This window comes from uncultured Pelagibacterium sp. (assembly GCF_963972885.1).
GTDB classification, from domain to species: domain Bacteria; phylum Pseudomonadota; class Alphaproteobacteria; order Rhizobiales; family Devosiaceae; genus Pelagibacterium; species Pelagibacterium nitratireducens.
In genome coordinates, this window is sequence record NZ_CAXAXY010000079.1 from 1 (window position 1) to 13147 (window position 13147).

Annotated in this window: 17 protein-coding genes and 1 tRNA gene; 15 read left to right on the forward strand and 3 right to left on the reverse strand. The window is 61.2% G+C overall.

Features of this window, described 5'->3' with window-relative positions; genetic code table 11:
* The 13 genes from AACZ55_RS12240 to AACZ55_RS12300 form a co-directional block, all read left to right on the forward strand.
* Positions 1-1082: phage major capsid protein (locus tag AACZ55_RS12240; RefSeq protein WP_339646449.1), on the forward strand; the 1082-nt coding region annotated here is incomplete at its 5' end.
* A gap of 12 nt (positions 1083-1094) precedes the next feature.
* Entirely contained in the window at positions 1095-1481 is a 387-nt protein-coding gene (locus AACZ55_RS12245; RefSeq protein WP_339646451.1) for a hypothetical protein, read from the forward strand.
* Positions 1482-1831: 350 nt separating this feature from the next.
* Complete coding sequence (locus AACZ55_RS12250; RefSeq protein ID WP_339646453.1) at positions 1832-2320, forward strand: hypothetical protein; 489 nt, start codon at positions 1832-1834, stop codon at positions 2318-2320.
* Between the two features lie 118 nt (positions 2321-2438).
* Positions 2439-2756, forward strand: a complete 318-nt coding sequence (locus AACZ55_RS12255) for a head-tail connector protein (protein ID WP_339646456.1) — start codon at positions 2439-2441, stop codon at positions 2754-2756.
* Positions 2746-3177: an HK97-gp10 family putative phage morphogenesis protein gene (locus AACZ55_RS12260; RefSeq protein WP_339646459.1), complete on the forward strand. Its 432-nt coding sequence runs from the start codon at positions 2746-2748 to the stop codon at positions 3175-3177. Before AACZ55_RS12255 ends, AACZ55_RS12260 begins: the two co-directional genes overlap by 11 nt.
* On the forward strand, positions 3174-3581 hold the full coding sequence (locus AACZ55_RS12265; protein WP_339646461.1) for a DUF3168 domain-containing protein: 408 nt from the start codon (positions 3174-3176) through the stop codon (positions 3579-3581). The genes AACZ55_RS12260 and AACZ55_RS12265 overlap by 4 nt, the downstream gene beginning before the upstream one ends.
* A 1-nt stretch (position 3582) precedes the next feature.
* Entirely contained in the window at positions 3583-3900 is a 318-nt protein-coding gene (locus AACZ55_RS12270) for a phage head closure protein (RefSeq protein ID WP_339646464.1), read from the forward strand.
* The gene (locus AACZ55_RS12275) at positions 3897-4310 is read left to right on the forward strand and encodes a phage terminase small subunit P27 family (RefSeq protein WP_339646466.1); all 414 of its coding nucleotides are present in this window, start codon (positions 3897-3899) and stop codon (positions 4308-4310) included. Before AACZ55_RS12270 ends, AACZ55_RS12275 begins: the two co-directional genes overlap by 4 nt.
* Positions 4282-5919 carry a terminase TerL endonuclease subunit gene (locus tag AACZ55_RS12280; RefSeq protein ID WP_339646467.1) on the forward strand — a complete coding sequence of 546 codons (1638 nt, stop codon included), beginning with the start codon at positions 4282-4284 and terminating at the stop codon, positions 5917-5919. Before AACZ55_RS12275 ends, AACZ55_RS12280 begins: the two co-directional genes overlap by 29 nt.
* Before the next feature lie 9 nt (positions 5920-5928).
* Entirely contained in the window at positions 5929-7782 is a 1854-nt protein-coding gene (locus AACZ55_RS12285) for a hypothetical protein (RefSeq protein WP_339646468.1), read from the forward strand.
* A complete protein-coding gene (locus AACZ55_RS12290) occupies positions 7782-8138 on the forward strand; it encodes a hypothetical protein (RefSeq protein ID WP_339646470.1) in 357 nt (118 codons plus the stop codon). The genes AACZ55_RS12285 and AACZ55_RS12290 overlap by 1 nt, the downstream gene beginning before the upstream one ends.
* Entirely contained in the window at positions 8135-9217 is a 1083-nt protein-coding gene (locus AACZ55_RS12295) for a hypothetical protein (protein WP_339646471.1), read from the forward strand. Before AACZ55_RS12290 ends, AACZ55_RS12295 begins: the two co-directional genes overlap by 4 nt.
* A gap of 9 nt (positions 9218-9226) precedes the next feature.
* Positions 9227-9448 (forward strand): hypothetical protein, encoded by a 222-nt coding sequence (locus AACZ55_RS12300; protein WP_339646473.1) that lies wholly within the window; start codon positions 9227-9229, stop codon positions 9446-9448.
* On the opposite strand, the gene AACZ55_RS12305 is transcribed toward AACZ55_RS12300, so the two are convergent.
* The 3 genes from AACZ55_RS12305 to AACZ55_RS12315 form a co-directional block, all read right to left on the reverse strand.
* Positions 9410-9904 carry a hypothetical protein gene (locus AACZ55_RS12305; RefSeq protein WP_339646476.1) on the reverse strand — a complete coding sequence of 165 codons (495 nt, stop codon included), beginning with the start codon at positions 9902-9904 and terminating at the stop codon, positions 9410-9412. The genes AACZ55_RS12300 and AACZ55_RS12305 overlap by 39 nt on opposite strands.
* Before the next feature lie 235 nt (positions 9905-10139).
* Positions 10140-10213, reverse strand: a tRNA-Gln gene (locus AACZ55_RS12310).
* A gap of 147 nt (positions 10214-10360) precedes the next feature.
* Positions 10361-10780 carry a hypothetical protein gene (locus tag AACZ55_RS12315; protein WP_338607197.1) on the reverse strand — a complete coding sequence of 140 codons (420 nt, stop codon included), beginning with the start codon at positions 10778-10780 and terminating at the stop codon, positions 10361-10363.
* A gap of 406 nt (positions 10781-11186) precedes the next feature.
* Here AACZ55_RS12315 and AACZ55_RS12320 point away from each other — a divergent pair, with 406 nt between their 5' ends.
* Together AACZ55_RS12320 and AACZ55_RS12325 are read left to right on the forward strand one after the other, a co-directional pair.
* Entirely contained in the window at positions 11187-12386 is a 1200-nt protein-coding gene (locus tag AACZ55_RS12320; protein WP_338607196.1) for a Ppx/GppA phosphatase family protein, read from the forward strand.
* Positions 12376-13092: an RlmE family RNA methyltransferase gene (locus AACZ55_RS12325; RefSeq protein ID WP_338607195.1), complete on the forward strand. Its 717-nt coding sequence runs from the start codon at positions 12376-12378 to the stop codon at positions 13090-13092. The genes AACZ55_RS12320 and AACZ55_RS12325 overlap by 11 nt, the downstream gene beginning before the upstream one ends.
* Positions 13093-13147 lie beyond the last annotated feature (55 nt).

The following is a 13147-nucleotide window of genomic DNA, read 5'->3' on the forward strand; positions in this document are numbered from 1 at the left end:
TGACCAAGGCCGTCGAGGATCTGACAAAGACCGTCGACGAGCGCATCAAGGCCGTCGAGGAAAAGGCTATCGATCCCAAGCTGGTCGAACGGCTCGAAACGCTCGAAAAGAAGGCCAACCGCCCCGGCGGCGATAAGCCCGATGCCGACGAACAGGCCAAACTCGAATCCAAGGCTTTCGGCACATATCTCCGCCTGGGCAACGCTGCCCCTGTCGATGAGCTGAAGGCTCTGACCGTCGCCAATGACGAACAGGGCGGCTATCTGGCACCGGCCGAGATGAGCACCGAGTTCGTCCGCGACCTGGTCGAATACAGCCCCATCCGCTCGATCGCATCGGTTCGCTCGATCACGTCGCCCTCGGTGAAATATCCGAAGCGCACCGGCATCAGCAATGCCCAGTGGGAAGGCGAAGCTGAGGAGAGCGAGGAAAGCACCGTCACCTTCGGCCAGCTCGAAGTGCCGGCCCGCAAGCTGATGACCTATGTCGATATCAGCAACGAGCTTCTGGCCGACAGCGGTGGCACTGCCGAGGCCGAGGTTCGCCTTGCTCTTGCCGAGGACTTCGGCCAGAAAGAGGGCGTTGCCTTCCTCAATGGCGATGGCGTCAAGCAGCCCGAGGGCATCCTGACCCATCCCGGTATCGAGGAATACCTCAACGGCCACGCCACTACCCTGAGCGCCGACAAGCTGATCGGCATGATGTACGACCTGCCGGCGGCCTACCGCAATAACGGCTCCTGGCTGTTGAACGGCACCTCGCTCGGCATCGTCCGCACCCTCAAGGACACCAACGGTGCCTATATCTGGCAGCCCGGCCTCCAGGCTGGCCAGCCCTCGACCCTCCTGGGCCGCCCGGTGGTCGAAGCGGTCGATATGCCCGATATCGCCAGCGGCAACTTCCCGATCATGTACGGCGATTTCAGCGCCTATCGCATCGTCGACCGGCTGGCCATGTCGATCCTGGTCAACCCCTACATTCTCGCGACCAAGGGCGTCACCCGCATCCACGCAACCCGCCGCGTAGGCGGCAAGGTCATTCAGCCGGCTCGCTTCCGCAAGCTGAAAATGGCCACGTCATAAGGAGCCACTTATATGCGTTCTCTCGAACCCAACATCGGGGCCGTGCAGGTGGTAGCGCCTGCCGTCCTCTCCGCTGCCAACACGGCAACGGCCATCGATATCCAGGGCTTTGAAAGTGCCTGTCTGGTGGTCAACACCGGTGCCATTGCAGGTGACGGGGATTTCTCGATCAAGCTGCAGGAAAGCGACACCACCACAGCGGGCGATTTCACCGATGTCGCTGCCGAGCACCTGACCGGCTCAACACCGGCCACGCTCGAAGCCAACAGCGTCTATCGCGTCGGGTATATCGGCCTTCGCCGGTATGTCCGGACGGTCATCGCCAAGGCAGGTGGAACATCGATCGCCCTGGGCGCCGTGCTCATCAAGGGCGATGCTCACGAACGTCCGGTGGCCTGATGCCATCCCGCGCCCCCTCCATATGCCCCTACTGCCAGCAGGCTCACCACGAGCCCTGTGAAACAGCACGGCGGCTCAGGAGGGAGCGCAATGCCCGCCATGATGCCAAGCGGCCCAACTCAAGCCGTCGCGGCTATGACGGGGCTTTCGAGCGGGAGGCCAAAGCTTTCCTCGCCCGACCCGAGAACAAGACCTGTGCCTGTGGCGCCCCTGCGGTGCTGGTGAGGCACAGGATATCCATCCGCCTACGCTCGGACCTTCGCATGGACCAGTCCAACTGGATGCCCGGATGCAGGCGCTGCAATTCACTCGATGCCGTCGCGGAACGGCGCACATAGGAGCACTCAGCCATGGGCAAGATGTTCGCCACGGCAAATACCAAGATCAGCATCGGCACAGCCATCGACGATCAAGACGATGATTTCGTCGCTGCCGACTTCACCAGTCAGACATGGACCGAGATCGGTGGCACCACCAACCTGGGCCAGATCGGTGATGCGGCTGAGCTGATCACGTCGAACCAGATCGCACGCGGTCGCACCAAGAAGGCCAAGGGCACATACAACGCGGGCTCCATGGCCATCGTGTGTGACCTTGACCCTGAGGACGCTGGCCAGACAGCTCTGGTCGCAGCAGGCGGCAACCGCTCGAACTTCGCCTTTAAGATCGAGTTCGATGATGCACCAGCGGGCGGCACACCTTCGACCCGTTACTTCATTGGCCTTGTGATGGGCACGCCTGAGGTGTTCGAGGACGCCAATAGCGCCAAGAAGCTCAATGCCACGCTGGAGGTGAACTCCAACATCGTCAAGGTGGCGGCAGCAGAGGCGACTCCGTAACGCCCACCGGGGGGGGGTGGTCTGAGACTTTCGGCCACCTCATGGGACCGGCGCGGGGAGCCAAACGCGAAAAAATTCTGAATTGGCCAAGTTTTGAACAGCGGCAGGAAATTGTTCGATGGCACTGACCACTGACGATCTCAAGAACCAGATCAACATGGGCACCGATGGCGGTGACGCCATCGATACCGCCGTGCTGCCGAAGGTTCTGGCGGCCGCCACCAAGCACGTCGAGAACTTCATCGGATACGCCCTCGACGACACCGAGAAGCTGCCGGACGGCGCCCCTGCCGACCTTGAGCACGCCGTCCTGATGATCGCGGCCCACTGGTACGAGGAGCGCGAGACCGTGCTTGTCGGTGTGAGCGGGCAGGAAATCCCATTCGGTGCGTCTCAGATCCTCGGCGAATATCGGGAATATTCCTATGGCGGATGATGGCGGCATCGGTCGGCTGCAGAAGCGCTTCGCCGCATTGCCCCGTGCGGTGCGTGAGGGCGTGCATCCCGCGCTGCTCAAGTCGGGCAACGAGATGGCGAGCACCATGCGCCAGGTGGCGCCCGATGATCCGGCCACCGGAGCCCCTGATCTGAAATCCTCGATCGAGGTGACGGGACCGGGCGAGCAGACCCCGGCTTACTCCCAGCCCGGCGGATCGCTGACGGTGCCCGAGTATGCCGTGGCGGTGACGGTGGGCAACGCAGATGTCCGGTATCCCCACCTGGTCGAGTACGGCACCACCAAGGCGCCGGCTCAACCGTTCTTCTGGACCACCGTCCGGCTCCTCCAGAAGCGATCTGCCAACCGCATCAAGCGCGCCATCGGCAAGGCGGTGCGAAACAACTGGGGCAAGTCATGAGCGCAGCCCTGGCAATGCAGAAGGCCCTTCGTGATCGCCTCATCGGCACGGTGGCGGTGACCGATCTTGTCCCGGCCACGTCGATCCTCGATCGCAACGCCCGCCCCACCCCCGATCCCTCGATCATCATAGGCGAAGGGCAGGAGCTTCCCGGCGATGATATCGCCCGCAAGAACCTCGACCTGATCTTTGATCTGCACGTCTGGAAAAAAGAGGCCGGTCTGACCGGGGTAAAGGCCATTGCAGGTGCTATGCGCGCCGCCATCCATTCCAGCCGCCCACCCATGCCCGCTGGCTACCATTGCGGCGATTGTTTCGTGATGGGCGCCCGGTATTTGCGCGACCCTGATGGCGAGACCAGCCATGCGGTTGTGACCGTCTCTGCAATGGTCGGGGAGGTCTGACATGCGCGCCGGCAAGATGGATCGCAGCATCACCATCCAGCACTACACCACCGTCATCGACGACTATGGCGTGCCCAGCGAGACCTGGGCAGACGTCGCCACCGTCCGCGCCCAGATGATCGAGAGCACGGTCGAGGAGTATCAGCGGGCATATGGGGAGGGCGGCAACACCGCCGTGATCTTCCGCATCCGCCACCGCGACGACATCGCCATAGATCAGCGCGTGCTCTATGAGGGCAAGGCGCTCAATATCCGCGACATCAAAGAGCTTGGCCGCCGCAAGGGCCATGAGCTGCGGTGCGAGGAGGTGCGATCGTGAAGGGCGCCAAGGCTCATCTCAAGGCCATAGACGGCGGGCTTAAGGGCGTTCCGAAGGTGCCCGACACCATTCCCGATAATATGGTCGATGAGTGGAAGGCCGTGGTTGCCGAGATGGTCGAGCGCAAGATCCTCACCACCACCGGCCTCGGCATCGTCGAAACCTACATCCTTGCACGTTGGACGGTGCGGGAATGCCAGAAGGCATTGGCCGAACACGGCCCCTTGACCAAGACCGCGCATGGGATGCTCAAGCCCAACCCCGCCGCATCCATCCTGAACAAGTCCACAGAGGCCGTTGCCCGACTCGGCGCCGAGCTGGGGCTCACCCCGGCGGCGCGGTCCAAGCAAGGTTTCCAGCCCAAGGGAGGGAAGGCAAGCAATGGCGCGCCAGCAGACCTCCAAATTTAAAGCGACCCGTCCGGAGTGGGTGTTCGACGACAGCGAGATTGACGATCCGTTCGGCCATGGTGAAAGGGCGGTGGAGTTCCTTCGCTGCCTCAAGCACCCCAAGAGCGACAGCGGCGATTTCGAACTCCCCCGGTTCTGGGAGCGCATTGTGCGCCGCATCTATGGGCCATGCTTCCCCGATGGTCGACGGCAGGTCCGGACTGTCTTCGCCCTTCTCCCCCGCGGTGCCCGTAAGACCACCATGGGGGCGGGCCTCGCATTGCTTCACACGGTTGGATATCAGCGTGTCCCGCGCGGTCAGGCAATGGTCGCGGCGTCTGCCGAGGAGGATGCCGTGATCGCCTATGAGGAGGCGGTGGGCATCATCGGTGCGACGGACTGGCTCGACGGCAAGATGAAGCTCAACGAGAGCACATTCATCCTTGAGCATTCGCTGTCTGGAGCCAAATTTCGCGCCCTGGCATCAGGTGGCAAGGGCAAGCTGGGCAAGACCCCGCAATTCGTCCTGGCCGACGAGCTGATAGCATGGGAAGGTGAAAAGAGCCGCAAGACCTGGTCAGCGCTCCGCACCGGTCTCAATAAGGCTCCCGGCTCCCTTCTGGTCATCATCACCCAGGCGGGACGCGGCCAAGAGAACCTTGCGTTCGATCTGCTCAAGTATGCCCGCAAGGTCCAGTCCGGGGAGATCGAAGACCCCGGTTTTCTCCCCGTGCTGTTCGAAGCCGAGCCCGATGCGGACTGGGAAGACGAGGCCCTGTGGCACTTCGTCAATCCCGGCCTTGCCGATGGGTATCCCGACCTTGAAGGCCTTCGCCAGATGGCCCGCGAATCGAAAGAGCGCCCCGCCGATCGGGACGACTTCCGGCAATACCACCTCAACACATGGCTCGATTACAGTGCATCGCCCTTCGTCGAGATGCCGATCTATGACGAGGGGGCCCATCCGGTGGACCTTGAGGAAAAGGACATCACCCAAGAGCCTTGCTGGCTTGCGGTCGACCTTTCCTCCAATCGAGACCTCACGGCGGTTGTGGCGTGCTGGGGGGATCGCGAGAACGGGTATGAGGTCCACCCGTGGTTCTTCTGTCCCGAGGATAACATCGTCCACCGGTCGGATCGGGAGAAGGCCAACTATCCGCATTGGGCAGAGCAGGGGCTTATCATCCCCACTCCCGGCAATGTGGTCGATTTCCAAGCCGTCGAGGACAAGGTGCGCGCGTTGTGCGCCACGTACCGCGTGATGGAGATCGCCTTCGATCCGCACATGGCGCGCAACACGATCAACAATCTGATCGAGGACGGCTTTCCCGCTGTGGAGATGCGCCAGGGCTGGATAACCATGGCTCCAGCCATCAAGGAGCTGGAGCGCGCCATAGTGGCCCGTCGCTTCAAACACGGCGGCCACCCCATCCTGCGCTGGCATTTCGAGAACATCGCAGTAGAGCGGGACAAGGCCGACAACATGAGTTTCCACAAAGGAAAGTCTACGGACCGCATCGACGGTGCCGTGGCGACAGCAATGGCGGTGGCGCGGTGCGCGGCCGGCGACAGCAACCAGTCCTCATATGACGATTTCGATGGCGACATCGAAGAATGGGCAGTGGCATAGGAGCCAAACATGGCAGGCGAAGGTGATGCAGAACGGCTTGTGGTCCTACTGGAGGCCCGCATCCGTGACTTCGAAAAGAACATGGCCAAGGCCAGCGGCACGGCCACCAAGAGTTATGGCCGGATGCGCAAGGACAGCACAACCGCCACGGGGCGCATGGAGCGGGACATGGTTCGATCAACCGGGCGGATCAATCAAGCGCTGGCGATGACCAGTTCCAAGATTGGCGGCTTCGGCAAGGCCATGATCGGCGGGCTCGTTGGTGGTCTCGCTGCCGGTGGCATCGCAGGTCTGGTGTCGGGACTTGGCAGAGTGGCGAACGGTGTTGCCCAGGTCGGTGATGAGGCCCGCCGGGCAGGTGTGGATTTTGAAGCCTTCCAAGAGTTGAAATATGTCGCTGAGCAAAACCGCATCGGTGTCGACGCCCTGACCGATGGTCTCAAGGAACTGAACCTCCGGGCCGACGAGTTCATCGTTACCGGGGGAGGTTCCGCGGCGGAAGCATTCGAGCGCCTCGGGTTTACCGCCGAAGACCTGGCCATCAAGCTCCAGGACCCAAGCGCTCTCTTTACCGAGATCATCGGCAAGCTGGGGCAACTCGATCAAGCCGCCCAGATCCGCATAGCCGACGAGATATTCGGCGGCACTGGTGGCGAGAAGTTTGTGCAGCTCATCGAGCAGGGCGAACAGGGCATCAGGGACACGATCCGCGAGGCCCGCAATCTCGGCATCGTCATGGATGAGGACGTGCTCGACAAAGCCGAGGAGCTGGACCGCAAGTTCAATCAGGTCTCGAATACAGTCGGCACGGCCCTCAAGACAGCGATCGTTGAGGCCAGCGCCGCCCTCGGCGAGTTCATCAATGCGTTCAACAATTTCATGACCACTGCCGGAGGCGGCACCGTTGGGGCGGGCGCCAACCAGCCGCTCTCAGATCAGCTCACACCCGAGCAGCGCAACGAAATGAGATTGCGCCTGGCACTCGGAAACAAGCCCGGCGAAAACCTCTATGAAGGCTTCAACTTCGGTGACGATGGCAACATCGTTGTGGCGCCACCACCCCCGCCCACTGTGACGCCGCCCGGTGGCGGAGGCGGAGGTGGGTCGCGATCCAGCGCCGTCGACGATATCGAAACCCAGCGCAAGGCAGTCGAGGCTCTGATCGCGGGCCTTGAGTTCGAGCGTTCTTTAATCGGTCTCAGCGCAGCAGAGCAGGAAAAGCTCAACATTCTCAGGGAGGCCGGAGCGGCGGCGACCGACGAGCAGAAAGACAAAATTTCAGAGCTTGTGGACCAGATGCACGCCGAGCAAGCCCAGGTCGATCAACTTGCCGGGCTGTTCGACATGTTGGGGCAGGTAGGCATGTCGGCGGTCCAAGGGATTACAGATGCATTGCAGGACGGCAAGATCACGGCCGAGGAATTTGGGGCCATTCTGTCGAACGTCCTCGCCCAGGCAGGAAACTTCTTTCTCCAGACTGGTTTCAATCTGATCGGGGCATCTTTGGGTATACCGGGCTTCGCGATGGGCACTGCCAATACTGGTGGCTCCAGAGGCGAGGTGCGAGGTGTCGTTCACGGTCAGGAGGCTGTTGTCCCGCTGCCAAACGGCGGAAAAATCCCGGTTCAGATCAGCGGCGCCTCTACCCATCCCCAAGGTGTTGAGGTGTTTGTCACGCTGGGATGGTCCCAAGATTCAAACGGTAATATTGCGCCGATTGTTGAAAAAGTGTCCCAGCGCACAGTTGCAGCAGCGCTTCCGGTGGCGATGAATGCGACACGGAAACAGGCGGCAAAAGACGCCCCAGGAGCTGTTGCGAAATATCAGCGCGATCAGGGCGGATCTGATTTCAGGACGATGTGATGAGAGCATTTCAAGCACTAAAACGGCAACTCTGCGAATGCCTGATCGAGCAATTGGAAGGCCGTCGCATGACCGTGCCCGAGGCTGGCCAGATCATCTGGAGGATGTTCATCGACCTATGCACCTCTCGCACCTATCACGGCGCTGGACCCAATCCGATCACTCATTCCGAGATTCGCGCCTATTTGGCTCTATACCGATGGCCCCTTGAGCCGCGGCACGTCGACCTAATTTTCGCCATGGACCGGGTTTGGCTCGATCACGCCCATCGGCAACAAAGGCTCAGGCTAGCCAATCAACCCAGCGCCAATGATCCCACTCTCGACAGGGGCGCGTTCGACGCGGTGTTCGGATGAAGAACGCAGGGCGCGCCAACCACAATTATAAACACGGCTTGTTCACCGGCTATGGAGAATATCGGCATGGCGTTGCTGTGCCGGTCAAGCGCCCCGAGCCCGTTTTCCAAGCCGAGCAGCGCCAGCACATAATCGGGCGCCTTGTTGAAATCATGTCCGTTTGGACACAGAGTCCGTTCCAGTTCGAGGGGGCTGCGCGATCATCGGTACGGTCCAATCTTTGCCTCCACGGCGTTGAATGGGCACAGGCTGATGCCGAGGCGGCATCACTCGTGCAGTCGGCTCTTGGACGCATGCGAGCGGTGCGACCCACCTGGGAGCAGGGGCAGAAGGAATACACGATCCCTCGCGAGAACTGCGCCTGGTGCTATATCCCGATACCTGATGACCTCATTGTCGGCTCGCATCACAAGGGGTTCTGTTGCCCGGAGCATGCCCGGTTTGCGATCGAGCTACGGGATCTTAGGTCCGTTGGAGAAACACAGGCTGCTTATCGCGCCGCTGCTGATGTGATCTATCGAGCGAAGAACCCGGCCCGGCCGTGCGAGCACTGCGACAGGACATTTCGGCCCAAGAACCCCGACGCGAAATACTGCTCACACCGCTGCTCGACCGAGGCCACGGTGCTGCCTGACAAGCCCTGCGCCCAGTGTGGGGCCATGTTCCACCCCAGCACGATTGGCACGCAATACTGTTCTACGGCTTGCCGAGATGCATCGATGCGCATCCTGCCGATCAAAGCGTGCGAGAACCCAGCCTGCGGGAAGTCCTTTCAGACCCAGCACTACGCGCACCAGAAATATTGCAGCAGCAAGTGCCATCACGAGCACCGAGAAGCCATGGCGCCCGAGTTCGAAAACGAATGCTCTATGTGCGGGACGCACTTCATTTCGCGGCATCATCCGGCCACGCTTTGCAGCCAGACCTGCAAGACGCGGAAAAGCCAAGCCGGTCGAGGAGTGTTCCCTAAGTCGCTACGGCCCTGGGTGCTTGACTACATCCTCACCGCGACGATCAGATCGTCGAACCCCGAAGCGCTCACCCCCTCAACCCTAGATAAGCTGCTAGAGGCAGCGTAGGAGATGGAAATGGACAAGGCATTCGACTATATCGCGATGCCCAAAGGGCAGACGCCAGGTGGCCCGGTGCAGGCATCGGATGGCCGCTGGTATCTCGTGCTCGACGCCATGCTCGATCTAGACCAAGCCCTTGATTGTATCGTGGCGCTTCGCCAAGGGAGGCCAGTCACGAGCACCGAAACTGTGGCCGCTCTATCCCGCCTTGGGGATAATCTCGCCAAGAAGGCTTAGAAGGTCCGGGGCCTTGGCCATCGCCGCGTCTAGGCCATCCATCGTCAGCTTTCCCAGCGCCTCGGCAGGCAGTGATTTTATTCGGTCGATGAGCTTTGCCTTCACGGTCGGGTCACCGGGCGCTTGATCGATCCGATTGATGAGCAAGTCTCTGATTGTGTCGTCGTGGAGCTTCACCGTCACCACGTTCAGAATTGCGGATAAACCGCCATCATCTGCCAGAAAATCCATGCCCCGTGCCGTGACCTTCGCGCTGTGCATTTGAATTTCCCTGCTCATAAACTCGGTAAACTTGAAATCTACGAGGCCGTGCTCATGGAGGTACTGGAGGTTCACCAGCAGACGATTGTCCGTCTGATCTCCAAAGCTGCGCTTTATATCGGCGGATTGGGGATATAGCCCCGCGAGTTCATTTAGAAGATATCTTTGAAAGTCTCTGTCTAACAACTCGCCCATATTCGCCCTCCAGTTTGACCATCCCATCAAACCAGAGCACCCCGGATGAGTCACCGGGAACAAAAGGGGGAGGGAACGTGTGCCATGTGCCATTTCATGTGCCATGGATTCGCCGGGGTGCAAAGGAAAAGCCCGGAAACCGGGGGGATTGCACGGCACACGGATGGCACAAGAAATGAAACAGGTAAGGGCGTCCCTACTGAATTAGTTCGTTGATTTCATTGAGAAAATTGTTTGGCTGGGGAACCTGGATTCGAACCAGGACTAACGGAGTCAGAGTCCGTGGGTCTACCGTTAACCTATTCCCCAGCAGAGGCGGGCTTGCCCGCGCGGTTCGCTTCGGCAGGCCGCCGAAGGAAGTGGCGCTTGTTTAGCGGCACATGGTGGCGATTTCAAGCCCGCAATTTCACTTCTTTGTCACGCAGCGACTGGATGCGCCAGGGGCGGCTATCGGCGCTAATGGGTGACCGGGGCACGCCAGGCGATGGCGCGGCTGGGGCTGTAGCAGCCAAGCGCAACCGTGTTGGAGTAGTTGCCGGAAACGATCTGCACCTGGCCGTTGCCGCAATCGCCCACCACCACGCCCACATGGTTGGACATCACCATGATCGCGCCGATTGCGCCGGGATCTGCCTGCTCGCCGTAATGGGCGAAGTCGCGTGCCTTGTTCGAGCCGGTAGGAAGCAGCCCGGCGCGAGCCAGAACGGTATCGAGATAGCAGGCGCACCAGCGGCCCGGGCAACCCGAGGGGCGCACGCTCCCCAATTCGCTGAGCATGACATTTATGACTGTCTGGGGGTCGCGGGCGCTGGCCGGAACGGCAATGGCCGACGCGGCGCACAGAGCAAGCAGAAGTGGCAAAACAATACGCATCACTTTAGTTTTGTCCTTGGTTGGACCCGGCACGTAAAGCCAATGCACTGACGCGGCCGGTCTGTGTTGTGGTCAAGTCATCGGCACAACATCCGCGCGACAGGCAGACGAACCGATGCGGGATTATTTCGCCATGCTGGCGGGCTCATTACATCGCGACGCTGCGCGCGGCCACGCTCACTTGGGGCGCTCTCCCGTGATGCGGGCATAAACTGGAGTTTTATGGCGATATCTGGGCACATCGGCACGAACGAGGTGGAATGCGGCAATCGTTGCGTTGACGGCCATGATGGACTACCGTTGATCCGAAACTGAAATGATCTGCCTCGGGCGCCTTTCCTTCGAGCCATTGTGGGCCAATTGCCTGCCTTGTGCTCCAACCGGCGACCGGGCGGTACGGAGAACCGAGTTGACCGATTCAAGTCGGTCCACCGCCGTGTCGGCGGCTCCTGCGTCTCTGCGCGAGCGCGCCAATGAGCCTGTCCGGCACGAACGCGAAGACGCCAAGGCGCAACCGGGCGCCAAGCGGGCAACGCGGTGGACGTCCCAACCCAAATCCGCAGGGCAACGCAAAAAGCGCGCGCCCACTTATGCGGCGCTGGATCTGGGAACCAACAATTGTCGCCTCTTGATCGCCCGCCCGACGGAAAACGGATTCCGCGTCCTTGACGGGTTTTCGCGCATTGTGCGGCTGGGCGAGGGGCTGAGCCAGACAGGGCGGCTCTCGGAAGCCGCCATGGACCGAACGATTGAAGCGCTCAGGATCTGCAAGAGCAAGCTTGCCCAGCATGATGGTGTGAGGGCGCGTATAATTGCCACCGAAGCGTGCCGTTCGGCCACAAATTCGGCGGCATTCCTCGCCCGCGTCAAGCGCGAACTCGGGATGACCTTCGAAGTGGTCGATCGCAAAACCGAGGCCGAACTGGCCGTAACCGGCTGCGCCGATCTGATTGAAACCGATGCGCCCGGCGCCATCCTGTTCGATATTGGCGGCGGGTCGTCCGAACTTGCCTGGCTCGATTTCCGCGGCGGGCGTCCGCGCAATCAGGGCAAGACGGCGGCGTCCATTCGCTCATGGCAGTCCTTGCCCGTGGGCGTTGTTTCGATTGCCGAAAAATTCGGTGGTGTCGATGTGACGCCGGAAATCTTCGAGGCCATGGTCAATCACGTCACCGACCAGCTTCGCCATTTTCGCGGCCGCGAAAAACTGCGCGGCATGCTGGCCAGCCATCCGGTGCATTTTCTGGGCACGTCGGGCACGGTCACCACGCTCGCCGGGCTTTATCTCGGCCTTGAACGCTACGAACGCTCCAAGGTCGACGGGCTCTGGATGCATGCCGACGATGTTGATGCCACGATGCGTGTGTTGCTGGCCATGAGCTACGACAAGCGCACATCCAATCCCTGCATCGGCAAGGAACGCGCCGATCTGGTCATTCCCGGCTGCGCCATTTTTGAGGCAATCCGGCGCGAATGGCCGTGCCAGCGCATACGGGTTGCCGATCGCGGGTTGCGCGAGGGCATCCTGATTTCAATGATGTCGGAGGATCGCGTCTGGATGCGCGGCCGGCCCGGACGCAGGCGCAGGGGAGCCAGCAATGCCAAATAAGCCGACCGGCAAGGGCGCAGGCCGTCGCGGTGACCGCGATCTCAAGACCCGCGTCAAGACAGCCAAGAAGCGCACCACCTCATCCACACGGTGGCTGCAACGCCAGCTCAACGACCCATACGTGGCCAAGGCCCGCGCAGAGGGCTGGCGGGCGCGTTCGGCCTACAAGCTGCTCGAACTCGACGAAAAATACGAGTTGCTGAAACCCGGCATGCGGGTGGTCGATCTGGGGGCGGCGCCCGGCGGCTGGTGTCAGGTGGCGGTCAAGGCGGTCAAATCGGATCCCGAAAACCCCAGCGTGGTCGGCATCGACTATCTCGAAATGGACCCCGTGACAGGCGCCGCGCTGCTGCAAAAGGATTTTACCGACGAGGACGCGCCCCAGGCCCTGTTCGACCTTCTGGGCGGGCACAAGGCCGATATCGTCCTTTCGGACATGGCGGCACCGACAACGGGCCACAAGCCGACCGACCATCTGCGGATCATTGCACTCGTCGAAATAGCCGCCGACTACGCGCTCGATGTATTGGCGCCGGGCGGCACATTTGTCGCCAAGGTGTTCCAGGGCGGCACCGAGCACGAGCTTCTGGCCATGCTAAAGCGCAATTTTGCCACCACGTTCCACGCCAAGCCCCCCGCGAGCCGGTCGGAATCGGCGGAAACCTATCTGATTGCCCGGGGCTTCAAGGGGCAGCGGCAGGACTGAGGCTTAGAGCGTGTCCAGCAAAAGCATGTCCTCGACGCGATCGGGGATGGAAACG